At 71.3% G+C, this 25944-nt stretch carries 27 protein-coding genes; 8 read left to right on the top strand and 19 right to left on the bottom strand.

All coding sequences use genetic code 11. From position 1 onward, the window contains the following. Nucleotides 1-102 precede the first annotated feature (102 nt). Complete coding sequence (locus AQJ64_RS26325) at nt 103-606, bottom strand: type III secretion system chaperone family protein (protein WP_055636717.1); 504 nt, start codon at nt 604-606, stop codon at nt 103-105. Next, complete coding sequence (gene mshA / locus AQJ64_RS26320; RefSeq protein WP_055636718.1) at nt 599-1936, bottom strand: D-inositol-3-phosphate glycosyltransferase; 1338 nt, start codon at nt 1934-1936, stop codon at nt 599-601. Before mshA ends, AQJ64_RS26325 begins: the two co-directional genes overlap by 8 nt. A 220-nt stretch (nt 1937-2156) precedes the next feature. Here mshA and AQJ64_RS26315 point away from each other — a divergent pair, with 220 nt between their 5' ends. From AQJ64_RS26315 to AQJ64_RS26305, 3 genes are all read left to right on the top strand, one after another. After that, entirely contained in the window at nt 2157-3002 is an 846-nt protein-coding gene (locus AQJ64_RS26315; RefSeq protein WP_211286511.1) for a class I SAM-dependent methyltransferase, read from the top strand. A gap of 251 nt (nt 3003-3253) precedes the next feature. Continuing rightward, complete coding sequence (locus tag AQJ64_RS26310) at nt 3254-4342, top strand: C40 family peptidase (protein WP_059203036.1); 1089 nt, start codon at nt 3254-3256, stop codon at nt 4340-4342. A gap of 288 nt (nt 4343-4630) precedes the next feature. Then, entirely contained in the window at nt 4631-5986 is a 1356-nt protein-coding gene (locus AQJ64_RS26305; protein WP_055638315.1) for a PP2C family protein-serine/threonine phosphatase, read from the top strand. 74 nt (nt 5987-6060) lie between these two features. Here AQJ64_RS26305 and AQJ64_RS26300 read toward each other — a convergent pair whose 3' ends face one another. The 6 genes from AQJ64_RS26300 to AQJ64_RS26275 form a co-directional block, all read right to left on the bottom strand. Further along, complete coding sequence (locus AQJ64_RS26300) at nt 6061-6399, bottom strand: DUF2516 family protein (RefSeq protein WP_079061970.1); 339 nt, start codon at nt 6397-6399, stop codon at nt 6061-6063. Between the two features lie 162 nt (nt 6400-6561). Next, on the bottom strand, nt 6562-7239 hold the full coding sequence (locus AQJ64_RS26295) for a hypothetical protein (protein ID WP_055638317.1): 678 nt from the start codon (nt 7237-7239) through the stop codon (nt 6562-6564). Between the two features lie 86 nt (nt 7240-7325). Next, nucleotides 7326-7739 carry a helix-turn-helix domain-containing protein gene (locus AQJ64_RS26290; protein WP_055638318.1) on the bottom strand — a complete coding sequence of 138 codons (414 nt, stop codon included), beginning with the start codon at nt 7737-7739 and terminating at the stop codon, nt 7326-7328. A gap of 348 nt (nt 7740-8087) precedes the next feature. Then, nucleotides 8088-8936: a putative RNA methyltransferase gene (locus AQJ64_RS26285; protein ID WP_055638319.1), complete on the bottom strand. Its 849-nt coding sequence runs from the start codon at nt 8934-8936 to the stop codon at nt 8088-8090. A 436-nt stretch (nt 8937-9372) separates the two neighbouring features. Then, on the bottom strand, nt 9373-10230 hold the full coding sequence (locus AQJ64_RS26280; protein WP_055638321.1) for an acyl-CoA thioester hydrolase/BAAT C-terminal domain-containing protein: 858 nt from the start codon (nt 10228-10230) through the stop codon (nt 9373-9375). An 11-nt stretch (nt 10231-10241) separates the two neighbouring features. After that, nucleotides 10242-10511 carry a hypothetical protein gene (locus tag AQJ64_RS26275; RefSeq protein ID WP_055638320.1) on the bottom strand — a complete coding sequence of 90 codons (270 nt, stop codon included), beginning with the start codon at nt 10509-10511 and terminating at the stop codon, nt 10242-10244. 160 nt (nt 10512-10671) lie between these two features. On the opposite strand from AQJ64_RS26275, the gene AQJ64_RS26270 reads away from it, so the two are divergent. Beyond that, on the top strand, nt 10672-11550 hold the full coding sequence (locus AQJ64_RS26270) for a DUF3152 domain-containing protein (RefSeq protein ID WP_063808091.1): 879 nt from the start codon (nt 10672-10674) through the stop codon (nt 11548-11550). 80 nt (nt 11551-11630) lie between these two features. Continuing rightward, the gene (locus AQJ64_RS26265; RefSeq protein ID WP_055634077.1) at nt 11631-12449 is read left to right on the top strand and encodes a patatin-like phospholipase family protein; all 819 of its coding nucleotides are present in this window, start codon (nt 11631-11633) and stop codon (nt 12447-12449) included. On the opposite strand, the gene AQJ64_RS26260 is transcribed toward AQJ64_RS26265, so the two are convergent. The 6 genes from AQJ64_RS26260 to AQJ64_RS26235 form a co-directional block, all read right to left on the bottom strand. Further along, on the bottom strand, nt 12427-12924 hold the full coding sequence (locus AQJ64_RS26260) for an HAD domain-containing protein (protein WP_055634076.1): 498 nt from the start codon (nt 12922-12924) through the stop codon (nt 12427-12429). The genes AQJ64_RS26265 and AQJ64_RS26260 overlap by 23 nt on opposite strands. Nucleotides 12925-12944: 20 nt before the next feature. Continuing rightward, entirely contained in the window at nt 12945-15011 is a 2067-nt protein-coding gene (locus AQJ64_RS26255) for a HelD family protein (RefSeq protein ID WP_055634075.1), read from the bottom strand. Nucleotides 15012-15050: 39 nt separating this feature from the next. Next, nucleotides 15051-15686: a TetR/AcrR family transcriptional regulator gene (locus tag AQJ64_RS26250; protein WP_055634074.1), complete on the bottom strand. Its 636-nt coding sequence runs from the start codon at nt 15684-15686 to the stop codon at nt 15051-15053. Between the two features lie 20 nt (nt 15687-15706). Beyond that, a complete protein-coding gene (locus AQJ64_RS26245) occupies nt 15707-16555 on the bottom strand; it encodes a hypothetical protein (protein WP_240512619.1) in 849 nt (282 codons plus the stop codon). A gap of 122 nt (nt 16556-16677) precedes the next feature. Beyond that, on the bottom strand, nt 16678-18798 hold the full coding sequence (locus AQJ64_RS26240) for an aminoglycoside phosphotransferase family protein (protein ID WP_055634083.1): 2121 nt from the start codon (nt 18796-18798) through the stop codon (nt 16678-16680). A gap of 224 nt (nt 18799-19022) precedes the next feature. Next, complete coding sequence (locus tag AQJ64_RS26235; RefSeq protein ID WP_055634072.1) at nt 19023-19895, bottom strand: winged helix-turn-helix domain-containing protein; 873 nt, start codon at nt 19893-19895, stop codon at nt 19023-19025. A gap of 172 nt (nt 19896-20067) precedes the next feature. Between AQJ64_RS26235 and AQJ64_RS26230 the strand changes: the two genes are divergently transcribed. Continuing rightward, nucleotides 20068-20256, top strand: a complete 189-nt coding sequence (locus AQJ64_RS26230) for a hypothetical protein (RefSeq protein WP_055634071.1) — start codon at nt 20068-20070, stop codon at nt 20254-20256. Here the strand turns inward: AQJ64_RS26230 and AQJ64_RS26225 are convergent. Together AQJ64_RS26225 and AQJ64_RS26220 are read right to left on the bottom strand one after the other, a co-directional pair. Continuing rightward, nucleotides 20240-21052: an HAD family hydrolase gene (locus AQJ64_RS26225; RefSeq protein WP_079061945.1), complete on the bottom strand. Its 813-nt coding sequence runs from the start codon at nt 21050-21052 to the stop codon at nt 20240-20242. The genes AQJ64_RS26230 and AQJ64_RS26225 overlap by 17 nt on opposite strands. Then, the gene (locus AQJ64_RS26220; RefSeq protein WP_240512617.1) at nt 21001-21894 is read right to left on the bottom strand and encodes a winged helix-turn-helix domain-containing protein; all 894 of its coding nucleotides are present in this window, start codon (nt 21892-21894) and stop codon (nt 21001-21003) included. The genes AQJ64_RS26225 and AQJ64_RS26220 overlap by 52 nt, the downstream gene beginning before the upstream one ends. A gap of 142 nt (nt 21895-22036) precedes the next feature. Here AQJ64_RS26220 and AQJ64_RS26215 point away from each other — a divergent pair, with 142 nt between their 5' ends. Continuing rightward, nucleotides 22037-22231 carry a hypothetical protein gene (locus tag AQJ64_RS26215; RefSeq protein ID WP_055634070.1) on the top strand — a complete coding sequence of 65 codons (195 nt, stop codon included), beginning with the start codon at nt 22037-22039 and terminating at the stop codon, nt 22229-22231. Here the strand turns inward: AQJ64_RS26215 and AQJ64_RS26210 are convergent. The 3 genes from AQJ64_RS26210 to AQJ64_RS26200 form a co-directional block, all read right to left on the bottom strand. After that, a complete protein-coding gene (locus AQJ64_RS26210; RefSeq protein WP_055634069.1) occupies nt 22221-23129 on the bottom strand; it encodes a winged helix-turn-helix domain-containing protein in 909 nt (302 codons plus the stop codon). The two genes, AQJ64_RS26215 and AQJ64_RS26210, sit on opposite strands and share 11 nt — an antisense overlap. 303 nt (nt 23130-23432) lie before the next feature. Next, on the bottom strand, nt 23433-24674 hold the full coding sequence (locus AQJ64_RS26205) for a GNAT family N-acetyltransferase (RefSeq protein WP_055634068.1): 1242 nt from the start codon (nt 24672-24674) through the stop codon (nt 23433-23435). 92 nt (nt 24675-24766) lie between these two features. Then, nucleotides 24767-25333 (bottom strand): RsiG family protein, encoded by a 567-nt coding sequence (locus AQJ64_RS26200; RefSeq protein ID WP_055634067.1) that lies wholly within the window; start codon nt 25331-25333, stop codon nt 24767-24769. Nucleotides 25334-25495: 162 nt separating this feature from the next. Between AQJ64_RS26200 and dtd the strand changes: the two genes are divergently transcribed. Continuing rightward, nucleotides 25496-25921, top strand: a complete 426-nt coding sequence (dtd, locus tag AQJ64_RS26195) for a D-aminoacyl-tRNA deacylase (protein WP_055634066.1) — start codon at nt 25496-25498, stop codon at nt 25919-25921. Nucleotides 25922-25944: the final 23 nt, after the last annotated feature.

The following is a 25944-nucleotide window of genomic DNA, read 5'->3' as shown; positions in this document are numbered from 1 at the left end:
TCGCGCCGGGCGTCCCTCGGCCGCCGACGCCCTGCGCGCGTTCGCCGGCCGGCTCGACCAGCCGCAGCCGTGACGGCCGTCGTGGTCCGGTGGCTCCCGGGGTCAGTCGGCCGGCCGCTGCGTCAGGTGTGCGAAGGCGTCCAGGTTGCGGGTCGGCTCGCCCCGGGAGACGCGCCATGCGTACTCCCTGCGGATCGCGGAGGCGAAACCCAGCTCCAGCAGGGTGTTGAAGGCGCCGTCCGCCGCCTCCAGGACCTGTCCGAGGAGGCGGTCCACTTCGTCCGGCGTCACCGACGACAGGGGCAGCCGGGCCGTGACGTACACGTCACCGAGCTGGTCGACGGCGTAACTCACGCCGTACAGCTTGAGGTTGCGCTCCAGCAGCCAGCGGTGGACGCCGGGCTCGTTCTCGTCGGGGTGGCGGATGACGAAGGCGTTGAGGGAGAGGGAGTGGCGGCCGACCAGGAAGGAGACCGTCGTCTTCAGCTTGGCGGTGCCGGGGAGCTGGACGACGTAGGAGCCGGGGCGGGGGCTCTCCCACTCCAGCTCCGCGCCCGCGAGGTACTCCTCGATGATCCGCGCCGCGCTCTTCTCCGCCTCACCCATGCTGGGAGCGTACGGGACGGCGGTGGGCCTGGGTCGCGGCCGTGTAGACGTCGGCGGTGACGGCGGCCGCGGTGTCCCAGCCGAAGGACTGGGCGTGGGCGGCGGCGGCCGTGCCCATGCGGGCGGGCAGCTCCGGGGTGTCGGCGAAACGTTCGAGCACGCGCGCGTACGCGGTCGGGTCGTGGCCCTGGACCAGGAAGCCCGTCTCACCGTCGCGGACGGCCACCGGGAGGCCGCCGACCGCCGCCGCGAGCACCGGGGTGCCGGCCGCCTGGGCCTCTATGGCGACCAGGCCGAAGGACTCGCTGTAGGAGGGGACGACGAGGACGGAGGCGGCGCGGAACCAGTCCGCGAGCTGGTCCTGGCCGACGGGCGGCCGGAACCGTACGACGTCCGCGACGCCGAGCCGGGCGGCGAGCTTCTGCAGGCCCTCCGGCTTGGCGAGGCCGCTGCCGCTGGGGCCGCCGACGATCGGTACGACGAGCCGGGTGCGGAGTTCGGGGCGTAGGTCGAGGAGGGCGGCGACGGCGCGCAGGAGCACGTCCGGGGCCTTCAGGGGCTGGATGCGGCCCGCGAAGAGGGGGATCAGGGCGTCCTGCGGCAGGTCGAGGCGGGCGCGGGCGGCGGCGCGGCCGTCGGCCGGGGAGAAGCGGTCGAGGTTGACGCCCGGGTGGACGATCGCGACCTTGCCGGGGTCGGCGCTGTAGTGCCGTACGAGTTCGTCGGCCTCCTCCGCCGTGTTGGCGATGAGGCGGTCGGCGGCCTCGACGATCTGGGTCTCGCCGATGACACGGGCGGCGGGTTCGGGGGTGTCGCCGTCGGCGAGGTTGGCGTTCTTGACCTTGGCCATGGTGTGCATGGCGTGCACCAGGGGGGCGCCCCAGCGCTGGGCGGCGAGCCAGCCGACGTGGCCGGAGAGCCAGTAGTGGGAGTGGACCAGGTCGTAGTAGCCGGGGCGGTGGCCGGCCCAGGCCTGCATCACACCGTGCGTGAAGGCGCACAGCTGGGCGGGGAGGTCCTCCTTGTTGAGTCCCTCGTAGGGGCCGGCGTCGATGTGGCGGACGAGGACGCCGGGGGCCATCTCCACCTTCGGGGGGAGCGCGGCGGCGGTCGCGCGCGTGAAGATCTCCACCTCGATGTTGATCGCGGCGAGGCGCTGGGCGAGCTCCACGATGTAGACGTTCATGCCGCCGGCGTCGCCGGTGCCGGGCTGGTGGAGCGGCGAGGTGTGCACGGAGAGCATCGCGACGCGGCGGGGGCGGCGGTGGAGCCTGAGCCGCGGGGGTACCGCCGGAGTGCGACGCCCGAGCCGGCTGGCGTAGTGGCTCACGTGGCGTTCCTCCTTGCTGCGGGCATGCCGGACGGAGGGGGCGAAAGCCTCCCAGGGGGCTGGAACGCCGGAGGGAGGCGTTCCCATTCCGGACGGGATCACCGGGGAGGGGATTTTTGCCTGAGCGTTACCCGGATCGCTCAACCGTTCGAGCCCCGGTGGCGTCCCCCGCCCCGGACGTGCCCGTGCCTCTCGGGCGCACCGCCTACCCTCGTATGTCATGGCCTCCCGCGCGCCCCTCCCCCACTCCCGGCTTCGCCCGAGCGGGGGGACCCCCGTCGTGGGCACCGTCACGCGCGGGACCACCAACCCCAACCGGCTGCGCCGCATGGACCGCTGGATCGCCGCGACGCACGGCGCCGAGCTGCGGCGGGCCGCCGATCCCGTGGCCGTCGACCTCGGGTACGGGGCGGCCCCCTGGACGGCCGTCGAGCTGCTCGCCCGACTGCGGTCCGTCGCGCCACGCGCGCGGGTCGTGGGCGTCGAGATCGAACCCGCGCGGGTCGCCGCCGCGCAGCCGTACGAGCGCGAGGGGCTGGCCTTCCGGCACGGCGGGTTCGAACTGCCCCTCCCCCAGCGGCCGCAGCTCGTGCGCGCCGCCAATGTGCTGCGGCAGTACGACGAGGAGGAGGTCGCCGGGGTCTGGGAGCGGCTGTGCGCGCGGCTCGCGCCGGCCGGCGGGGGCTCGGCGGGCGGGCTGCTCGTGGAGGGGACCTGCGACGAGATCGGGCGCCGGCACGTCTGGGTCGCGCTCGGGCCCGAGGGGCCGCGCACGGTCACCTTCGCGGCCCGGCTGGGGTCCCTGGAGCGGCCGTCGGACCTGGCGGAGCGGCTGCCCAAGGCGCTGATCCACCGCAATGTGCCGGGCGAGCCGGTGCACGCGTTCCTGCGCGACTTCGACCGCGCCTGGGCCGCCGCGGCGCCCTACGCCTCGTACGGCGCCCGCCAGCGGTGGATCCGCGCGGTGCGCGACCTCATGGCGGACTGGCCGGTGACGGACGGCCCGGTGCGGTGGCGGCAGGGGGAAGTGACGGTGCGGTGGGGGGCGTTGGCGCCTCGGGGGTGAAGAAGGCCCGCGAAGGTGCTGTTTCACCGATCGTTCACCCCTTGGTGGGACAGGGGAACGATCTCCTTGAGTCGTTCGTCACATCGGCGGGGCGATCATCATTCCGGGGCATGCCGGGGGGCGAGGAGGGAAGGGCTCAGCTGTTCGGCACCGGTCGGTTCCGGGCCTGACTCTGTCACTTTCGGCCGTGACGTGGCACGATCCCCCGAGCACCGTAAGTTACTGACGGGAAATCAGTTGGGGGGCGAGGTATGGGTCCGGGCAAGCGCGGCCTGTTCGCGGTCGCGGTGGCGGTCGTCTGCGCGGTGACCGTCCTGGGGGCACCCGGCGCCGCGTTCGCCGCCCCCGACAACCCCGCACCGTCCCCGACGGCGACGACCGCCCCCGACCTCACCCTCCCGCCCAGCAACGACCTGGAAGAGGTCCGCGAGAAGCTGGAGGCGCTCTACCACGCCGCCGCGGTCGCCACCGACGCGTACAACGCGGCCGAGGAGGCGGCGAAGAAGCAGTCCGCGGAGATCGTCGCCCTCGCCCAGAAGATCGTCGAGGGCCAGGAGCGGCTCGCGAAGCTGAAGGACCGGGCCGGAGCCGCCGCCCGCTCCCAGTACCGCACGGGCGGGCTGCCCGACGAGGCCCAGCTGATGCTGAGCGACGACCCGGGCGATTTCCTCGACGGCGCCGGCCGGGTGATCCAGGGCCAGCGCGCGACCAAGGGCCTGATCGCGGAACTGACCCGCATCCAGCAGGACTTGGAGCAGTACTCCGCCGACGCCTCCGCGCAGTGGACCAAGCTGGAGGCCAACCGCAAGGCCAAGGCGACGGCCCAGAAGAAGATCGAGAAGCAGATCGCGGCGGCCGAGAAGCTGGAGTCCCAGCTGGAGAAGGCGGAGAAGGAACGCCTCGCCGAACTCCAGGAACAGGCCGACCAGAAGGCGCAGACCGCCTGGCTCGACACCGGCATCCTCGACGAGATCGACGGCAAGGCGAGCGCGGCCGGCAAGAAGGCCATCGCCTACGCGACCGCGCAGCTGGGGAAGCCGTACGTGTGGGGCGCCGAGGGCCCGGACTCCTTCGACTGCTCCGGGCTGACCTCCGAGGCCTGGAAGAGCGCCGGGCGGACGATCCCGCGCACCTCGCAGGAGCAGTGGAAGCAGCTCCAGCACGTCGCCGTCGCGGACATGCGCCCGGGCGACCTGATCATCTACTTCGGGGACGCGAGCCATGTCGCGCTCTACGTCGGCGACGGCGCGATCATCCACGCCCCGCGCCCGGGCCGTACCGTCACCCTCGCCGGGGCCGGCACCATGCCGATCCTCGCGGTGGTGCGACCGGACGCGTGAGACGAAAGCCCCACATCGGTTCAATCGCCCCCTCGTGACCCCTGACGCGTGACACACGGCACCCGGCCGGACTCCCCAAACCCGGTACGGACGTGACCTTCGTCATTCCCGCCCCTGTACCGGCCTGCCCAACTGCGCTACGGAACGCGGCATATGACACTGGTCTGAGATCAAGCAGGGTGCCGCACACCATTCCGCTGTGGCGCCTTCTGCCGCTATGGTCCCCGTCGGTGGGTCGAGGTCCCTCGTCCCCGCCGTGCCCTCGGGGGGAGGGAAGGAACCCGACACATGCCCGCACCCGTACCGCGGCAGAGAGCGATCCCGGCCGCGGAGTGTGGTCAGGCGCAGGCCGTGCCCGCAGCAGGCGGCCCCTCCGACGACGTGGCCCCGCCCCGGCGGGGCGCCGCCCGCACGGACCAGACCGTTCGCGACACCGCGACGGCCGACAACGACACCGCGCACCCCACGCTCACCCTGCTGCTGATCCAGGACGACCCCACGGCCGCGCCGATCGTCCCCGATCTGCTCGACTCGGACGGCAGGCCGATCCGCGTCCGCACCGCCCGCAACCTCACCGAGGCCGAGCGGCTGCTCACCGACGACGTGCACTGCATCCTGCTCGACCTGGCGCTGCCCGCGCCGGGCCGGGCCGCCAAGGGCGAGACCGACGAGGAACTCGCCGTCCTGCGGCATGTGCTGCGGCTCGCGCCCCGGCACGCCGTGCTCGCGCTCACCGCCTCCGGCGACGCCGAGCGCGGCGCCGAGGCCGTGCGCGTCGGCGCCCAGGACTATCTCTTCCGGGACGAGCTGGACGGCCGGCTGCTGAGCCGCGCGATCCGCTACGCCGTTGAGAGGAAACGTTCCGACACCGCCGAGCGGAGGCTCGCCGAGGGCAAGCTGCGCGCCCAGGAGAACGCCCGGCTGGAGCGCGGGCTGCTGCCCACGCCCCTCCTCGAGGGCTCCCCGCTGCGCTTCGCCGCCCGCTACCGCCCCGGCCGCTCGCGCGCGCTGCTCGGCGGTGACTTCTACGACACCGTCCGCACGCCCGACGGCACGGTCCACGCGATGATCGGCGACGTCTGCGGACACGGCCCGGACGAGGCGGCGCTCGGCGTGGAACTGCGTATCGCCTGGCGGGCGCTGACCCTGGCGGGGCTGTGCGGCGACGAACTGCTCGGCACGTTGCAGCAGGTGCTGGAGCACGAGCGGGGCGACGACGAGATCTTCGCGACGCTGTGCACGGTGGACATCGCACCGGACGGGCGGCGGGCCGGGCTGTGCCTGGCCGGGCATCCGGCGCCGCTGATCGCCGCTCCCGGGCGGCCGGCGCGGCTGCTGCCGCAGGAGAACAACGGGCCCGCGCTCGGGCTGCTTCCGGGTGCCCGCTGGCCCCGGATGCAGGTGGAACTGGGCGCGGAGTGGAGCCTGATGCTCTACACCGACGGGCTGATCGAGGGGCGGGTCGGCGCGGGGCGCAAGGAGCGGCTCGGGCAGGACGGGATGGTGGAGATGATCCGGCGGCAGTTCTCCGAGGGGCTGAGCGGGGAGGCGTTGCTGCGGGCGGCGGTGAGTGAGGTGCGGGAGCTCAATGGGGGGGAGCTGACGGACGACGTGGCGGTGGTGCTGTTGGACCGCGTGCCCTAGCGCTCCGCCGGGGGCCGAAATCAGGGTGTCGCCGTGGGGGTTCGGGTACAGCCCCGCGCCCCTGGGGCGTGCCCTTATCGTCCGCCGTTGTAGGGGCCGTACGGGCCGTCGCTGCTGGAGCCGCCGCCTCGGTGGCTGCGGCCGCCGCCGGGGAGGGCTCGGAGGGCGGGGCGGACGTCGACCATGTAGACGATCGTCGCGACCAGGCCGATGACCGGCAGGAACGACAGGATCGGGAAGATCAGGTTCACCACGAAGGCGATCCCGAGGATGATCATCCAGAAGGGCTTGGTCTGCTTGTCGGCGGCGCGGTAGCCGTCCTCGCGGCGGACGGCCGCATCGATCAGAGCGAAGCCGCTGAACACGATCAGGGCCAGGCTCAGCAGCGACATGAACCCTGCGAACCCCTGCATCAGCACTACGTCCACCACCCGACTCGGCACGACCCGGTTCGTCCTTACGCGGTCACCGTACCCGCAACCGCGCTCTCGTTACCCGTACAACGGGCCGGGCACCGTTTCCGTGCCCGGCCCGTGACCGTATGTCCGTGTCGGCGTCGTTGCCGGCGGTGTGTCTCACTTGGCGGGCGGCGTCGTCTTCTTCGCGGTGGCCTTCCGGGCGGCCGGGGCCTTCTTGGCGACCGTCTTCTTCGCGGGCGCCGGGGCCGGCTCGGCCTTGGCCTCGGCGGCCGGGGCGGGCTTCGGCTCGGCGGCGGACGCGGTGGCGGGCTCGTCCTTGCCCTCGACCGCGATCGCCAGCTCCTCGATCTCCTCCGCGGCCTCGCCACGCCAGGTCTTCACGGCCTGCTCGCCGTGCTCGGCGACCTTCTCGTAGGTCTCGCGGGCCTTGACCGCGTACTCGGCGGCGACGCCGACACCGCGCAGCGCGAGGTCCTGGGCGGACTCGCCGAGCTTCTTCAGGTCGGCGTCGAGCGTGGTGCCGAGCGTGGTGCCGAGCTTCTTGATGTCGCCGTCGAGGGTGGAGATGAACTCGTTGACCTTCGTCTGGAAGGTCTCCTGCGCCTCCTTGGCCTTGACCCCGGCCTCCTTGGCGCGGGCGGCGGCCTTCTCCTGAACGGCCTTGGGGTCGGTGCTGCGCACGGCCTCGATACGGGCCGGGGCTTCGGCGCGCAGCTGCTCCACCAGGGCCGGCACCTTCTTCGCCTGCTGGAGCGCCAGGTCGGCGGTGCCCGCGGCGAAGTAGAGCGGGGTCGGGTCACTGAAGGTCTTGCGCAGGTCGTCGGTGATGGCCATGGTGGTAGGTCCTCCCGGATTCACATTCGTCGTCTTCGGCTGAGGGTCGTACGGGTCCGCAGTCGGCGGCCGGTCCCCTGGTCCGGTCAACTGGCCGTCTGCTGCGGATCGGCGTCGCCCTCGTCCCCGGGCCGGCTCTCCTGGCCGCTCTCGAATCCGTTCTCCTTGCGGAAGGACTCGTAGATCTGCAGCAGTGCCTGCTTCTGTGCCTCCGTCAGGGTGGGATCGGCGAGGATGACCGCGCGGGTCTCGACCTCGTCCCGGTCCCGCTCCGCGTCGAGGATGCCGGCGCGCACGTACAGCGTCTCGGCGGAGATCCGCAGGGCCTTGGCGACCTGTTGGAGCACCTCCGCGCTCGGCTTGCGCAGCCCGCGCTCGATCTGGCTCAGATAGGGATTGGACACCCCGGCGGCGTCGGCGAGCTGCCGGAGCGAGAGCTTGGCGTTGCGCCGCTGCTCGCGCAGGTAGTCACCGAGATTGCCGACGTTGAGCGATGCCATGTCTCCACTGTGCACCACCGGCGCTAACTATTGCAAGCACCTGCTTGCAATAGTGTGTCGCGCCACTGCGCAGTCGAGGCGGTCCGGGTCTTCGGTTGTCCGTTCCCGGTATATCTGCGACGTCCCGCCGAGTCTGCAGTGTGAGGTGAACGGGTCCCGGACGACCTGCGCAGCGAACTGCCCCAGCCGGGCCACCTGCCCGGGGGAGGATCTGGCCCTCGTCACCTGGCTTGGAGAGACCACAACGGCCGGCGGGACGAACGCCTCACCCTTCCCCGAGCTGCCGGGAAGGGTGAGGCGCCGGGCGCGCCCACTGGTTCGTCGGTCAGCAGGCCCGTCCGCTCGTGGTCACCGAGGCTGGTACGAGGTGGCCAGCACGGAGACGGTGACCTGGTCAGGCAGGGGGCCGTGAGCGCTCAGGTCCGCATGGGTCAGGTGTCGTGCGCTCGGTGTCATCCCCACCAGGTCGATGGCTTCTTGCCTGGTCAGGGGCGCGGTGTAGGCGACGTGCTGGGTGCGGGCGGCCTCGAAGTAGGGGTCCAACGCCTGGTGCAGGCGCTGTTCCTTGTCCGGGTCGATCGCGACCATCGCGGGGACCTGGCCCCGTAGCTCAGCCAGGTGCCGCTCGACGGGGCGCACCACGATCAACCGGCCGGTCGGACGGAGGACTCGGTGGAACTCGGCCGGGTTGCGCGGGGCGAACACGTCCAGCATCACGTCGACCGTCCGGTCGGCCAGGGGGAAGGGGCGGAAGACATCCCAGCTCGCCGCAGCGGCTCGCGGATGGGCTCGGGCCGCCGAGCGCAGGGCGCGTACGGACGCGTCCAGCCCCAGGCCGCGGGCGCCGGGCAGTTGATCGAGTACGCCGGCCAGGTAGTAGCCGGTGCCGCATCCGATGTCCACGACCCTGCCTTGACCAGGCAGGACGTCGGCTGTCATACGGGTCAGGGTCCGGCGAACAGGGGCGTACCTGCCGGTGGACAAGAACTGGTTTCGGGCCCGAACCATGGCTGCGTCGTCACCGCTGGTGGTGCGGGCGCCCGTCAGGAGGCTGACGTAGCCCTGACGGGCGATGTCGAAGGTGTGGCCCGACGGGCAGCGCAGTGAGCCACGGTCGGATCGGAGACCGGTGCGGCACACCGGGCAGCGCAGCGAGTCGAGGAACGGTTCGAGGGCAGGGGGAAGCAACGCGGGCACAAGGCACTCCTGGCAACGGTGAAGGGAAGGGACCGTGCCTGTACGCGCTCTCAGAGGCCGCCGTCGTGAGAAGACGAGGCCCGGTATCACGCCGCCTCGGTGCGGGCGGCGCAAGGAGGATGGATCACGTGGCAGGCACGCCAAGGAGGGCGACGCCCTACGGCATCGCCCTCAATACCTCGTGATCACAGAGCCTGGGTGTGCTGGGTCCACATGCCTACACCTTACGAGGCTCACCGAAAGCCCCTTGCCTCGCCTGAGCGGGGCGGGCTCTGGGAAGTCCCCTACGACCCCTACGACTGCACCGTCTCGCCGCCGCCAGGCAAGTGACGGCGGGCCAACTGGCGAAAGCTCTGACACCGGTTCAAAAACGCGCAGGTCGGCAAGCGGACAGACGCACTGTGGCGCTGCGCCTCGCCGGCAACCTCAGGGAGGGTCAGTCGCGGCTCCGGAGTGCGTCGAGGATCTGGGGCCAGGCAACCGTCCCCAGATGCGCGTCGGCTTCGGGCGTGCCTCCGTACTGGAAGCGTGGGGATGCCGGCGCCGGGCTCTCGCCGGGAAAGCGCGGGCGGTGGCCTGCATCGTGGCGGGTGATCAGACGCACCGCGGCCCCGGCTGAGCGCCGGCGTTGTGCCAGTCGTTCGGCGAAGGGAAGAGACGGCCACATCGCATCGTCGCCGCCTGCGACGAGCAGCAGATCGGCCCGCGCGTCGGCCACGGGGATCTCCGCCGGAGGGAGCAGATCGGCGAACGTCCGCTCGCTGAGTTCGTACCACCCACGGATGGCGACCGGCCCGCCGTCCGGCCCTGCAGAAGTCCAGGAATCGTCCAGCGGCACGAAGGGCAGCGGCTGTTCTCGCCATGTCCAGGACGATCGATAGGGGTGTCGTGCTCCGTCCCGGCCTGGTCCGACGTTGCACCAGACCCAAGAGGTGGGCGACATCGCGATGACGACGTCCACGCGCGGATCGTGCACCGCCGTGAGCAGAGCCGCCTCAGCCCCCTTGGAGGTGCCCACGATGCCGATGCGCCGTGCCCCGTTCAGCCGGAGGAGGTGGACGGCGGCGGTGAAGGTCTCCAGGGGGATCTCGCAGATCCCCGGGGGTTGCCCCGGACCGCCGAACCAGCGGATCGACACGGCCGTCATGCCCTGCTGGGCAAGAATGCGCGCCCTCTCCCGTTCGACACGCCCGCTGGATCCCCCCAGGACCAGGACACCGATGTCACTGCCGCGGGCGGGAACGACCAGCACGCCCTCCCAGGGTTCGGTCAGCTCGCGCTCGGCGACTTCCACACGACCCCCGATCACGAAGCATCCGCACCGTGGGCGAGGCCGTGGGTGACGCCTTGGCCGAGGCCGACGCACAGTGCCCTGAGTGCGGTGGTCGGCCGCTGCGCCTGATGCGATGTCACGACACTCCCGTTGTGGGACCTTCCGGTGAACAGCGCGGTCAGATGGTTCTCCTGCGACCGGACGGACGGGGCGAGCCGGGCGCCGGGGTCGGGGTCGTGCGGGGCCATGTCCAGCAAGGCGCGGCGGTTGCGTTCCCCGGCCTCCGCTCTCGTCGTCCTCACAGTTTCATCATTTCCGTAATCTCGTTACGGAACCGGCCCGGCCGGTTGCTCGGCACGCCGGCCCGGCTGATGGCCGCCTCAGGCATGGCCCTGCGTTCGTTACCGTCTCGTGACAGTTTGAGCTCGTGATCATCATGTGAAATGACCAGCTTGAGCTGCCATGCATTCGGTACGAGAGCGGGAATCCGCACCGCCCACCGGCAGCGGCGGCCGCCACCGGTCCTCCCACCGCCGGGGCGGTCCGCGCCGCCGGGGCCGGACCTACCTGGTCGCCGCGCTGGTGACGGTCGGTCTGCTGGGCTCCGCGGCGTTCTTCCTGGACGGCGGACGAAGCGACACGACGAGCGCGGCGCCGCGCCCGCGCAGCACGGTGCGCACCACCCCCACGCCCACCCCGACCCCGACCCCGACGCCGACCCCGACCCCGACGCCGACCACCCCCACCCCGACCTCCACCAAGATCGACGTTCCCGCGACGGGCTCCGGCACGTTCGTCACCGCGCGGGCCAGTGGCGCGAAGGTCGGTCGGGGGACACGGCTGCTCCGCTACGTGGTGCAGGTCGAGACCGGGCTCGACATCTCGCCGGCCCAGGCGGCGGGAGAGATCGCCGACATCCTCGGCGCTCCCCGGGGCTGGACCCGGAACGGGGTTTCCTCGTTCCAGTTGGTGAGCGCGGGGGAGCCCTATGACCTCAAGGTGAAGATCGCGACCCCGGGGACGGCGGACGCCCTGTGCTGGGCGGGCATTCACCAGGACACGCACGGCGAGTACAACTGCGAGATTCCCGACGGGGTGGTGGTGAACCTCAAGCGCTGGGTGGAGGGCTCGCCCACGTTCGACGGTCCGATCCATGACTACCGGGCGTTGATCGTCAACCACGAGATGGGCCACTTCCTGGACTACACGCACATGACCTGCGCGGGTCCCGGACAACTGGCCCCCGTGATGATGCAGCAGATCAAGGGCCTGCACGGATGCGTCGCCAATGCCTGGCCCTATGACAAGGACGGTGACTTCGTCGACGGGCCGCAGGCATAGGCCGAGCGCTCGGATGTCATGCTCAGCCTCATTCGGTCCGCCCGGCCGTGCGGGCGGCACGCCGGAAGGAGCATGCCCAGGTGACCTCGTCGACGTCCGCTTCCCCTCCCCTGTCCGTGGGGTTGGTCCTGTCCAGCGGGGCGGCCCTCGGGGCCGCGCACGCGGGGGTGCTGCGGGCCGTGGAGGAGGCGGGGATCGAGGTGACGGCGGTCGCCGGGGCGAGCGCGGGGGCGCTGATCGGCGGGGCCTGGGCGGCCGGGGTGGACAGCGAACGCCTCACCCGACGCCTGCTGCGCGCCCAGTGGGCGGACTTCGGAACCGCCGCGATCAGCCCGCGCCTCGGACTGCTGGACACCTCGCCGCTGGCCCGGAACATCGAGGACCTGGTCGGCGACCTGCTGATAGAGAACCTGCCGATCCGTTTCGGCGCGGTGGTCACCGAACTCGGCTCCACCACCCCCCGGTTGGTGACCTCGGGCTCCTTCACGGCCGCGCTGTGCGCGAGCAGCGCCGTCCCCGGGCTGTTCCCTCCGGTCCGGCTGGAGGAGGGCGGGGCACTGTGCGTGGACGGGGCCGTGGTCTCACCGCTGCCGGTGTGGGCCGCGCACCGGCTCGGCGCCGACCGTGTCATCGCCGTCGGTTTCGGCCGCGGCACCACCCGCTGGCGCCGCTGGTTCGAATCCCGGCCGACCCACCCCGCCCAGGGCCGGCTCCCCGACCTCTCCATCACCATCGACACCACGGGCCACTCCCCCTGGTCCCCGTCGGGCGTCCCGGCCCTGGTCGAACGGGGTTACGACGCAACCCGGGCGGCCCTGAGAACCTGGCCGCAGGACTCCACGCCCACAGCCCGCCCCGGTCACCCGCTCCCACCCCCTACACCCCCGCCACCCCGGTGATCGACGCGACCCACGCCTCCACGGCCGCGAGGTCCCCCTCCCCGAGCCCGTACCGGTGGTCGACCCGGTGCAGGAGCGCCGGACCCGGATGGCGAGCCCTCACCCAGGCACGGTCGACGCCGGTGATCTCGTCGTCGAGCCAGATGAACGGCCGCCCCGCGGCGCGGTCGACCAGCGCCCGTGTCTTCCAGTGCAGCCCGGGGCCGCGCCGCACCGCCGGCGCCTCCCCGCCCTCCGGCCACTCGACCACCGGCAGCGGGGGCAACCCCAGCCAGGGCGAGAGGAGTTCGTTCGCGTCGTCCAGCCAGGTCGTCGCCCAGACCGGTGCACAGCCCAGCGCGAGCAGCCGGGGTCCCAGGGCCGGGTCCAGGCGGGGCAGCAGAGGGTGGGACGAGGTCCCGTACTCCCGGTAGGGATCCGGTCCCCCGAACGGAATCAGTGTGCCGTCGACGTCGAGGAAGAGCAGGGGTGTCATCCCTCCAGAATGAGCCCCGATCAGCCCTCGGCGCTCTCCTCCCCGCCCCACGGCAACTCCCGCCGCTCGTGCACCACGTCCAGCCGGGACACCGCGCGGGTCAGGACCACGTACAGCCGGTTGAGGCCGCGCTGCTCGGACTCGGCGATCGTGGTCGGTTCGACGGCGACGACATGGTCGTACTCGAGGCCCTTGACGAGGGTGGCGCCGATGACCGTCACCCGGCCGGTCGTCGGGGCGAGGCCGGCTGCGGTGAGGGCCTCCCGGACGCGGGTGGTCTCGGTGTCCGGGGTGATGACGCCGATCGAGCCCTCGTGGGCGAGGGCGTCGCGTACGGCGGCGACGACCGTGGCCGCGAGGCCGCCGTCCGGGGCCCGGCGGACGCGCAGCGCGCCGTCGTGGCGCAGCGAACGGGCCGGGGGTACGTCCGTGTCGAGGCGGGCCAGGAGCCGGTTGGCCAGGTCGAGGACCGCACCGGGGACACGGAAGCCGGTGGTGAGCGGGACGATGGTCGCGTCGGGCTTGCCCAGGTGGGTCAGCTGGACCCGCCAGGAGCGCGCCGCCCACGGGGTGGTGCCCTGGGCGAGGTCGCCGAGGACGGTGAGGGAGCCGAAGGGGACCCGGCGGGCGATGGCCCGGCACTCCATCGGGGAGAGGTCCTGGGCCTCGTCGACGACGACATGGCCGTAGCCCTGGGGGTGTTCGAGGAGCCCGGCGATCTCGTCGAGGAGGACGAGGTCGGCGGCCGACCAGCGCGCGGACTTAGGTGAGCGCGGCGGCCGGGCCCAGAGCAGGGCCGCCTGCTCGGCGCGCTCCAGCAGCCCGTCGGCCGCCCCGGCCAGCGCCTCCTGGTCGCTCAGCAGCCCGGCCAGCACCTCCTCCGGCCGCAGCCTGGGCCACAGCGACTCCACGCAGGCGCTCACCGCCCGCGCCCGTTCGATCCGCCGGAGCCAGGCGGCCGGGGGCGGCCCGCCGCGCCGCTCCGCCTGGGTCAGGATCAGGCGCACGATCCGGCTGCGGACCCGTTCCCGTCCGACCTCGTACGGCGGCTCCTCGGCGAGCACCGCGCTCACGATGCCGGTGAGCCGGTGGCCCGCGATCCGCCAGCGGTACGACCCGTCCGGTACGGCGAGGTCCTCGGCGTGACCGGCCGTCACCCGGCCGTACACCGCCCGGCGCAGCACCTCGGCCATCCGGGGGTCGTGCTTGAGGGCGGCGGTCCGGTCGGTGTCGGCCCCGGTGACCGGGTGCCGGGCGATCTCGTCCTCGAGGGTGGACTGCCGTACGCCGGTCTCGCCGAGGGAGGGCAGCACCTCGGCGATGTAGGAGAGGAAGGTGCGGTTGGGCCCGAGGATCAGCAGACCGCCGCGCCTGATGCGCTGCGGGTGGGTGTAGAGGAGGTAGGCGGCCCGGTGCAGGCCGACGGCGGTCTTGCCGGTGCCGGGGGCGCCCTGCACACAGACCGAGTCGGCGAGTCCGCCGCGTACGAGGTCGTCCTGCTCGGGCTGGATGGTGGCGGCGATGTCCCGCATGGGCCCGACGCGGGGCCGTTCGAGCTCCCGGAGGAGGAGACCTCCGGGGCCCGCCGCCGGCTCACCGCCCCTCAGGTGCTCGTCCTCCAGGCCGGTCAGGTCGGCGGAGTCGCCGCGGCTTCCGGGCGCCCAGCCGAACCGCCGCCGGACGGTCACGCCCTGTGGATCGCGGGCGCCGGCCTGGTAGAAGGCGCGGGAGACGGGGGCGCGCCAGTCGACGACCAGGGGCGGGGCGGCGGGGTGCTCGCTGATCCGCAGTCGGCCGATGTGGTGCCCGCCTCCTTGTGCGAGGTCGAGGCGGCCGAAGAACAGCGGGCCCTCGGGGAGTTCGCGCAGGGCCTTGGCGCGGCTGCGCAGCCCGTGGCCGAGGACTTCGGCGTCGGCGCCGGACGCGGAGACGTCCTCGCCGACGACGACCTGGAGGTCGGCGCCGTCGACCATGGCGGCGAGGGCGGCGCGGCAGGTGTCGTGGTGGGCGCGTTCATGGCGGAGGGCGGTGTCGAGGTCGTGGTCGGGTCCCTTTACGGCAGGCTCGGCAGGCTCGGCAGACGTCATGCGCCGAGGATAGCGAATACCGTAACTGAGTTAAATATTTTACCGAGTAATGTCAGGGGTCGCGAGATACGGCAGTCCCGCCTCCAGCGTCGCGAACGCCCGTTCGGCCGCCCCGACCGCGTCCTCCCGTACGTCCTCCACCGGCTCCCCCGCCGAGATCCGCCGCCAGTTCTCCTCGGCGAGGATCCGCCGTACGGCGATGATCTGCCCGGCGGCCAGCCTGGCCCCGAGGCCACCGCCGAGGGCCTCGGCGAGGGCGGCCTCGGAACGCTCCAGGTGGGCGTGGAGCCGGGCGACCAGGGACGGGGTGCCGTAGAGGAGGTCGTAGAAGGCGCGGACGGCGGGGTGGTCGTTGAGCCCGGTGATCGGGTCGCCCGCGGCGATCCCGTCGAGGAAGTGCCGGCGCAGGGCGGCGAGCGGCGCGACCCCCTCGGCCCGTCCGCCCTCCACCACCCGCGCGGCCTCCCGCTCATGGTCGGCGATCCGGTGCAGGACGAGGTCCTCCTTGGCCGGGAAGTACCGGAAGAGCGTCGGCTTGGAGATCTCGGCCGCCGCGGCGACCTCGGCGACGGACACCGCGTCGAAGCCCCGCTCCAGGAACATCCGCACGGCGATGTCCGACACGGCCTGATACATCCGCTGCTTCTTCCGCTCACGCAGCCCGGGGTCGCTCATGGGGGGAGCCTACGGCGGCTTCAGGGCGTGGAACCTCGCCAGGGCGGGGCCGCGGCCAGGCTCCAGAGGTTGTCGAGATGCCGGTTCCAGGTGGCGATGAGCGCCTTGGAGTCCTCGGCGCCCTCCAGGGACCACACATTGAGGTCGGTGCGGTAGCCCTTGGGGTCGTAGTACTCGGGGGCGGCGCCGCGCAGCACGGTGCGGGCCATGACGTCGTAGAGGCCGTGGAGCACCAGCTCGCGGTTGAAGATGCAGATCTTGTCCCTCGGGATGCCGGGGTAGACGCGGTATTCGCAGTGGGCGCTGACCCTGCCGACGGCGGTGAGGCGCTCCGCGAGCGTCGAGAGCGTCTCGTCGTACTCCTGGCACTTGCCTTCCAGACGCTTGCGGAAGTCCGGGTCGTCCAGCGGGGCTCCGGTGTCACCGACCCGCGAGGGGACCGTCATCGGCTGCCCGAAGTCGGGGATCAGCACCTGGATGGTGACGTGGCGGGTGGGGCCGGGGTCCTCGATGAGACCTTCGAGGCGGTGGTACAGCTCGTTGTAGAGGGTCTCGCCGGTGTAGCCGAGGAACCGTATGTCGACCGTCCGCGCCCGGAAGGCCTCACTGACGAAGACGCCCAGCTCCCGTGACTTCACCTGGCCGCGCGTGGGCAGGCGCAGGGTCGTGGAGAGGTCCTTGACCGCGTCGTAGAGGACGTAGCCGACCAGGCTGAGCAGGGCACCGCCCAGATACGCCTTGCCCTCCAGGGCGTCGCCGACCGGTCTGACGAACTGCGCGGTGAGTCCGGTGACGAAGATCCCGATCAGCAGGACCCTGGTCACCACCGGCTCGAAGCGGTCCTGATAGCGCCGGAGCACCTGCCCCACGCCGACCTCACCTGTCGTTCGGCTCCCCCGCGCGGACATGGCCGTCCCCCTCGCGCCGCACGCCCCCATGGAGCGTCATATGTCCCTGGACAGAACGGAGTTCAGTGGGAGACATGGTCTCCCTAGGCCAGAGCTCGGGCAAGATACGGGTTCGCCGTGGCCGGGATGGGGAGACCGAGGGAGGCGGTGGCGGCCGTGAGAGTGGCCGCGTAGGAATTCACAGCGCGACGGACGTTGGGGGCGTCGAGGCTGGACCCGGTGACGAGGCGGTCGAGGTCGATGTAGGCGGAGCGGACGAGCTCGATCCAGCGGTAGACGTGACTGTCGCGGCTCCAGTTCTTCGTGTAGTGCTTCGGCAACTGCTTCTCCCAGCGCCGGAACATGCGGGCCCGGATCTCCGGCCGGGTCGGGGTGAGGTGCATGTGCCGCACCAGGTCGTACAAGGGGTCCCCGACGAGGGCCATCTCCCAGTCGATGATGGTGAGGGCCAGCTCGTCGTCCCTGCGGACCAGGTTCCACGGGTTGAGGTCGCCGTGCAGCAGGACGTGCGTCCGGCGGCTCACCGTGTGCCGGGAAAGGATCTCCCGGAGCCTCCAGTCATCGGGCAGCCCGAGCGTGCGGGCGAGTTGAAGCGACTCCTTGGGCAGGTTCCGTACCAGACCCACGAGCTGCTCCTTGAGCCACTCGTAGAAGTCGATCTCCACGGTGACCGGGGCGACCATCGTGTGGTCCACACGGGTGAGCTCGCACAACTGGTCGACCAGGGCGTCCGCCTCATGCGGGAGCAGGCCGTTCACCGGATGGTCGGGCGGTGCTCCCGTTTCCGTGCCGACGTAGGTGTGCACGGCGAAGAGGTCGTTCGGATGGCTTTTGCCGAGGGCGAGGACTCTCGGCGCCGCCACCCGGACGGCCGACGTCTCGATCGCATGCAGGACGGTGTGCTCGCTCAGATAACTCGGTTCCCTGCGCGAGACGTTGCGCAGTCTGCGGCGCACCACCACCGGTTCGGACATGCCCGGCACCCGGACGACCGAGTTGAGGTGGGCCGTCCCCTTGAACACCCGGTTGGCCGGGGCGGCTCCCTCCGCCAGCAGGGCTTCGTGTACGGAGGACCGCGGAAAGTCGGGATGCTCGGGCATGCGCGGGTCCGGCTCCCAGTCGTATGCCTGGGCGAGCCAGGCATGCCCCCCGATGTCGCCGCGCGAGGCCAGCCAGCGGAAGAGGGCACGCTCGATCTCGTCCGGGCTCGGCACGTTCCTGAGCCCGAGCGGCTCCTCCGCCGCCCTCAGCGCCCGGTGCACCTCCACCGTCGCCTCGTCCAGGCTCTTCTGGGTGAACGACTCCTTCAGCGAGCGCGCGGCACGCATCACGTCCGGGTAGACCGACTGCGCCCGCTCGAAGTCGACGTAATGACGCAGATCCCTGGCCATGCCGGTGACCGCGCTGGGCCGGAACTCCCCCATGGCCTCGGCCCAGGCTTCGATCACCTCGGGCCACTGGTCGCCCGGGTACTGCATACGGACCAGGTGGGTGGCGAGGTCGTGCAGGGGGTCGCCGTAGGTCGCGAGTTCCCAGTCGACGCAGATGAGCGGCGGGGAACCGTCGTACGAGAAGATCAGGTTGTCCCGGTGCAGGTCCGCGTGGAGCAGGCTGTACGGCCGCCTGGCCATCGGGGGAACCCGCTCGGCAAACCGCAGCAGGGCGTCGTCGGCGATGCCCAGTGCCTTGAACAGGCCCCCGAACTCCGTCCAGTTGGGCTTGCGGACCTGCTCGTCGGCCAGGTGGGCCAGAGTCCTCAGAAAACCTCGGCTGTCGCTGTGGTTCGCCGGCCAGCGATCCGGCAGGGGCGGCAGGGCCGTCCGGCGCACCTGAGTCATCTGGGCCAGCAGACGGGCCAGCGCCTTGATGAGCAGGGTGTCGACGGGCTTACCGTTTCCGCAGATGGTGGAAAGCGGAACACCTTCCACGAAGCTGTGGACGGAGTGTCCGTCGACCTTGGCCAGGCATTCGGGCGCGTGGGGCAGGACTCCGCGTACGGCGCCGAGAATCGCCGCCTCGTCCGCCCAGGTCCTGATCACTACGGGCAGTGCTTCGGAGCGCCTGATGCGCACGGTCACAGAAGTGCCGGCCTCGCGGCCGACCAGTCGGGCCACATCCTCGGTCAGCGGGAGAACATAGTTGCGGTTGTGGTGCCCGCTCGTGGACTCCTGTGTCGATTCCGCGGCCCGGACAAAGGCGCGCAGGACCTGGTCCTCGGCGGCTCGTTCCCCAAGGTGCAGAGGGGGAACAAACTGGTCGACCACTGGCCGCTCCGGTGAGTTGCGCGGGGATGGGTACGGCAATCGTCGAGTGCCGTGCGGTGCGCCGCACTACCGGGGTGGCCGGTGGGGTGAGCACAGGGAGGAATACGTACAACAGGAGAGGATTACTCGCTCAAGATGCCGGGGATACTAGCGCACCCGCTGAGCTATTCGGCGAGATGATTCCAGACCGAGTCGAACCAGGACTGCCAGGTGTCGACGAACACCGAGCCCGGTGAGTCCGGGTCGCCGTCCTTCACCTGATGGGTGAGGGTGGCGCCGAGGCCGAGAACATCGAGAGCGGTGACCTCCTCACCGGAATCCAGCTCGATCTGCCGCTGGATCACCTCGTACGGCCCGTGCAGCACCTCCGTGCCGTTGAAGACGTAGAGCTTGAACGTCGGCGTCAGGGCCACATGGCGGATCTGGACGTCCACGGACGGCACGAGCTTCTCGGTCCTGAGGTCTTTCAGCACGCCGCGCAGCGAGGCTGTATGACGGTCCGCGATCTCGTGCAGACGGTTCTTCAGACGGTCGTCGTCCTTGTCGTCCTTGACCCTCGGATAGGGCAGGTTGAGTTCCTCGGACGGCAGGATCATCCGCAGGCCGATGTGCTGCGGCGCTATGGAACCGCCGTGGATCCGCTCGGCCTGGAGCCGGATGTGCGCGTCCAGGGACTCCGAGGTCAACGTGTAGACGTCCAGGGTGACTTCAGGCTGTTCGAAGGCCTCGCTGAGCAGGGGTCCCAGGGTGGCCCCATGGCTCTGCCGGGTGGCCCTGGGCGTGGAGGACTGGATCCGCTGCATCTTGACCACGCGGGACCCGCTGCCCTGGCGGGACTCGATCCAGCCCTCGTTGGCCAGCTCCCGCAGCACCCGCTGGATGGTGTCGCGGGAGACCCCGTACTCCTCGGCGAGGTCCCGCTGGGACGGCAGGAAGGAGCGCAGCGGATACGTGCCGTTCGCCATGCGGGCGCGCAGGTCGTCGGCGACCCGCTGGAACTCCCGGCCGCCGACGTCACCGCTCTGCTGCGCGTCCACACGGCGACCGTACCGCCATCCGTCCAGTACCAAACCACCGTCGGTCAAGTCTCGGACAGGGCCGCCCGATTAAGGATCAATCGGCCAGGGGAGACCCACCTCGACAAGTCAAGCAGTCCAATTGGACCGAGACTTGAAAGCTTCACCGATACTGGCAGGTAGGTGGAAGGCCATGCTCCTTTTATCAGCGGTCCTGGAACTGCTCGCCTACTGTGCGGGCCTGGCGGTGCAGGCGAAACTGGGCGCCCTCGGGGTGATGCTGATACTCACCGTGATGACCGGCTGGAAGGCCAGGGCCGAGAAGCTCACCGTCGTGGCGGTCTGTGTGCTGGTGGTGTTGATGCTCAGGGCCGTTCCCTGACCACCCGCAGCACCGTCTCCAGCGAGTTCACCACCGATGTCGCCCCCGCGTCCCGCAGCAGCTTCTCCTTGCGTTCGTTACGCGCGTAGCCCAGGAAGGGGACGCCGGCCTCACGGGCGGCCAGGAAGTCGGAGGGGGTGTCGCCGATCATCAGGGCGGTGTCGGGGGCGGAGCCCGTCGCGCGCAGGGCGCGGTGGAGGCAGTGGGGGTGGGGCTTGAGCAGCTGGAGTTCCTGTGTGCGGCCGTAGACGTGCGGGGTGAAGCAGGAGGCGAGGCCCCGGCCGGTGAGGTACTTGGCGACCACGCGGGGGGAGTTGTTGGTGGTGATGGCCAGGCGGAGGCCCAGGGCGGTCCAGGTGCGTATCAGGGGGTCCGCCCAGGCCGTGGGCATCGCCGAGGAGGCGGCCCGCAGTTCCTCCTGGGTGAGACGTTCCTCCAGCTCCGCGACCAGGTCGCTGCCGGGCCGCAGGCGGTCCACGGCGCGCAGGACGACGTGCGGGTCCAGCGACTCCCGCTCGGACTCCGTCAGCAGATGGTGCAGGCCCCGCCCCTCGAGCCACTCCACCAGTCCGTCGGCCACGTCCTCCGCCGAATGGCCGGCGAAGAGCCGGCAGATGGGGCCGTCGAAGTCCCACAGGACGACCCTCGTACGCGCGATCAGCTCCCGCAGATCCGCGGTTCCGTTTCCCTGGGTGTTGTCGGTGTCGGCTGCCACCTGTTCAGTCTGCGTCGTATCAGAAGTCACTAGGAGAGTGTCAGGTCCGTCGTGATGGTTTCCCAGAGGGCGTTGAACCACTTCTGGGATTCCTCCACGAACGCGCCGTCGCGCGGACCGGCCGAGGACTCGAAGGAGAACAGGAGCGACTCGGTGCCGAGGACGTCGTACATGTCGAGCGGCCCGGTGTCGGTGTTCTCCGCCCGCCGCTCGACCATGTAGTACGCCATCAGCGCCTCCGTGCCGTTGAGCAGGTACAGCTTCACGGGCGGGGTGAACGGCAGCGCGCGGAAGGTGATGTCGACGTCGATGCCGTGGGAGCGCAGGGTCTGGAGGTTGTGGCGCAGGACGTGGCCCTGGGCGTTGCGCATGGCCAGCCAGCGCTGGTGCACCGGGTCGTCGTCGCCGCGGCCCTCGACGGGCACGGGAAAGGCGAGATTGATACGGCGGGAGGGCAGGAGGATCCGGACGTCGATCTTCTGGGGGTGGATCACGCCCGCGTGGATGAGGCGCAGGGGCTCGCCCAGGGCGGGGATCAGGCTCTCGGCCGTGAGGCAGGCCGCGTCGATGCGGACGTGCGGGGCGGAGAACGCCTCGGTGAGGCGGGGGGCGAGGCCGACCATGGTGGGCTGGGGCTCGTCGTGACCGGGCGCGGGCGGTTCGGCGATGCGCGGCGGGCTGCCCTTGCTGACGTTGGTGAGGAGTCCGTCGAGCTGGAGTTCCCGCAGGGCCTGGCGTACGGCGCCGCGCTCCACCCCGAACTCGTCGGCGAGCTCGGCCTGGGTGGGCAGGCGGTCGCCGGCCTTGAGGTCACCGGCACGGATGCGCTGCCGCAGGACGTCGGCGATCTCCTGGGGCGACCTTCTGCTGCCGTTCACTGCCACGTTCTCCGCCACGTTCTCCGCCACGTTCTCCAGGGTCACGACCAAACGCTACAACTTAGATCCATCTATGGGGAGTTGCTTGAAAGTTGTTTAGGGGTTGGTACCAAGTGGGGACAACATAATCATAGTTGGTTGCCAACTCGATCGAGTTGGCAAAGGTTTGTCGGAAGGGGGGAACACCATGCCTGTCCTCACCCTCGTCTGTGCCGCCATCGTCGTCGGCGTCGAGCAGACCATCCAGTGGAAGTACGGCACCACCGGCGCCGTCGGACTGCTGCTGCTCAGTATCGGCATCAAGGTCAGGAGCCCGGCCCTCAGCTCGGTCGGCGCCGTGGTCCTCGCCCTCGTGGCCACCGGACCCGCCGTCAGCTCGTGAGCAGCAGCTCCGAGCTGATCGTCTCCCAGAGTGCGTCGAACCACAGCTGGGACTGTTCCACGAACGCCGAGTCGCGCGGCCCGGCCCCCTGTTCGAAGGCGAACAGCACCGACCGCGTGCCCTCGGCGTCGTACATCTCCAGGCTCTCCTGGTCGATCGTCTCCTCGCGCAGCCGCACGGTGTAGTACGCGAACAGCGCGTCCGTGCCGTTGAGCAGATACAGCTTCACGGGCGGGGTGAACGGCAGCGCGCGGAAGGTGACGCTGACGTCGATGCCGTGCGTGGAGCGCAGGCTCAGCAGGTTGTGCCGCAGCACCTGGCCCTGCGCGTTGCGGTGGGCCAGCCAGTGACGCTGGAGCCGCCCGGTGGCCGAGGTGTCCACCGCCGCGGGGAAGGCCAGGTCGATGTTCCGGGAGGGCAGCAGGACCCGGACGTCGATCTTGGCCGGTTTCAGCTGTCCGGCATGGATCCGGCGCAGCGGCTCGCCGATCGCCGCCGTCAGTGAGACCGCCGTGAGGCAGAGGGCGTCCACCTGGACATGCCGGGCCGCGAAGGCCTCGGTCATCCGCGGGGGGAGGCCCACCATGGACGGCTGCGGGGTCGCCTGCGGACCCATCGGCGGGCCGGCCGCGCCCGGCGGCGGGGCGACCGTGGCCGGGCTTCCCTTGGAGACGTTGGTGAGCAGGTGCTCCGACTGGAGAATGCGCAGCGCCTGGCGTACGGCCCCCCGCTCCACCCCGAACTCGTCCGCCAACCTGGCCTGCGTGGGCATGCGTTCGCCCGGCCGCAGCACTCCGGTCCTGATCCGGGTACGCAGCTCGTCGGCCACCTCACGGTGCGAGGGCTGGGGCCGCCCCGCTCTCCCCCGTCCGTTGACGGGGGCATGTTCCGGCTCCACGGGGGAACAGTACAACTTCCCGCCATCTTGTGGCAGTTCAAAGAGAGATGGTTATAGGACGCTTCCAAGCGGACATAAGTACAGTGAAGTTGGCTGCCAACTTCAACAACATGGTCAAACTTCCGGACGGTTGGCCGGTCGGACTCCCTTCCGGAGGGGAGCCGGGAGCCCGAGAAGCCGACACCTGAGCACAGCCACAACTGCAGATCGCCGCACAGCCACAACCGAACATCGCGCACAGCCACAACTGAACAGCTACGGATGCACCAACACCTTCCCCGTCGTCGGACGTCGAAAGGAGCGTCAGAACAGGTCCGGGCACCACGGTCGCCCGGGCGTACGCAGCAGGGCGTCGGCCCCCCGGGCGGCGCCCGCTCGTTCTTCCCGGAGCCGGCCCAGCTCCGCGAGCCGTACCGCCGACTCGTCGCCGAGCCACAGGGACGCCAGCTCGGCCACGTCCAGGGTGAGATCGGCGTCGCGGGTCGTCGGCGTACAGGAGGCACCGTCGGGGGTCGCGTCCAGCAGGAAGCGGCCCCCGGCCAGGCCGGCCCCGTCGACCACCTCCAGGACCAGGGCGCCCGCCGTGTCGTACGTCCGCGCCTCCAGGGCCGCCGCGACGTCCAGGAGCCGCACCCACAGCCAGTCCGCCTGGGTGGTGATGCTCGCCGCCCGCGGGTCGGGCAGCAGGAGGGGAAGCAGGTCGTCCGGGGAGCGCCAGCCCGACTTCACCCGGGTGATCCAGTCGATGGAGCACAGGTAGTGCCACAGGGCACGGGCGGCGGCCGGGGTCACCGAGAGCAGCCAGTTCACCGAGGCCGTGTTCCGCGGCTGCTTGGCGTCGGTCCAGTGGTCGTCCGCCTGGTACGAGACCAGCCCCTCGACCTCGCCGTCCGCCGAGCGGTACACCGCGTAGAACGGCTCGGTCCAGCTCGCCTCGCCGTGCAGGTGGATCACACCGGTGTTCATGTCCCACCAGTGCTCGTGGCGGCTGACGGCGCCCGGCTGGGTGCGGCGCAGTCGCTCGTGCAGGACGGGGCCGAGCTTGCGGACCTCCGCGCCGTCGACCAGGTCGATGCGGCCGCCGGCCAGCGGGACCGGGTGACGGGGGTCGAAGCCGGCCCTCGGTATGTCGATCGTCCACTCGGTCATGGTGGTGGCGGGGCCGAAGCCGTGCCGGCCGTAGATGCGGTACTCGGCGGCGATGAGGGTCGCCACGACGTCGCCGCGGTCCTTCGCGGCCGTGAGGTCGTCGGCCATCAGCCGGGTGAGGAGGCCCTGGCGGCGGTGGGTGGGCAGGACGGCGACGTTGGAGATGGCGTCGGCGGGGACGGGGGTGCCGCCCGGGGTGGTGAGTTCCTGCGGGAAGGAGCGGAAGGTGGCCACGCAGGTGTCGGCGTCGAAGGCGCCGGTCAGACGGGAGTCGCCGAGGGTGGCCCGGCGGGCGGCGACGGACTGTTCGGTGACGGCCGGGGGGCGCAGGAAGCCCGTGTTCAGGGCGCGCATCCAGGCGGGGAGTTCGTGGTCGGTGACGGGGCGGACGTCCATGGGGCCACGGTAGGCAGGGCGGTGGCGGGTGTCGCCAGGTTTTCGCCCCCCACCCCCGCCAGGGGGCTCCGCCCGCCGGCGGGGGTGGGAGGTCACACCAGCAGGTCGTCCACCTGGGCCTCGCCCTCCCGGTAGCGGCGGGTGATCTCCGCTCCGCAGTCGTCGGCCGTGCGCTGGAGATGCTGGCGGCGGCGGGAGACCTGCTGTTCGTAGCCGATCAGACGGGCCATCGCCGCATGGAGTTCCGGGTCGGTGCGGGCGTCGAGGTCGGAGAGTTCGACGTCGGCGAGCATGTCGGCGGCGAGGCGGCCGTACTCCTCGCTGTGCGGGGTGCCCAGGGTGACGTGGCGCGCCGAGGAGCGGTGGCGGGCCGGGGCGTCGGTGAGGATCTCCGGAAGGCGTTCGACGACCGACGCGGCGCCCGACGGGGAGCGGCGGGCCAGCTCCGCGCGCAGGATGTCGATCCGGCCCTGGAGCAGTCGCCGTACGTAGCTCAGGTCCGCCTCGTCGCGTTGGGCGCCCTGGCGCAGGGTGCGCAGCTCGGGCAGGCTGAGCCGGGCCAGCTCGCGCCCCGGTGGATCCGCGGGCGGCCCGGGGCTCTCGCCGCGCTGGACGGGCGGCCGGTGTGCCTCCAGCCGCCCGGTACTCGGTGTGCTCATGTCCCTCTACCGTCCCCTCGACCGGCGTGTGGTGGAAAGCATCGTGCCACCCCAAGTCGCCGCGAGGTGACCGAGTCCCCCCGAACGGCCCCAGACAGGGCCTAAAGGATCAAAAATGGGCCCTTCGCGAGTCCGTGCGGGGCACCCGGCATGATGGTCCGCATGCGAGCTGTGGTGCAGAGGGTGGACGGCGCGAGTGTGGTCGTGGACGGGGAGACGGTCGGGGAGATCGTCGGCGAGGGGCTGTGCGTGCTGGTGGGGGTGACGCACGAGGACACCGCGGAGAAGGCGGCGCAGCTCGCCCGCAAGCTGTGGTCGGTGCGGATGCTGCACGAGGAGAAGTCGTGCAGCGACATCGACGCCCCGCTGCTGGTGATCAGCCAGTTCACCCTGTACGGGGATGCGCGCAAAGGACGGCGGCCCACCTGGAACGCCGCCGCCCCGGGGCCCGTCGCCGAGCCCCTCGTCGAGGAGGTCGTGGCGCAGCTGCGGGCGCTGGGTGCCACCGTCGCGACGGGTCGGTTCGGGGCGCAGATGCGGGTGTCCCTGACGAACGACGGCCCCTTCACCGTCCTCCTGGAGATCTGAGCCCCGGGAACCTAGTGCCGCGG

It is taken from the genome of Streptomyces griseoruber (assembly GCF_001514205.1).
Classification (GTDB): Bacteria; Actinomycetota; Actinomycetes; order Streptomycetales; family Streptomycetaceae; genus Streptomyces; species Streptomyces griseoruber.
This window is presented reverse-complemented; position numbering and strand designations above follow the sequence as displayed.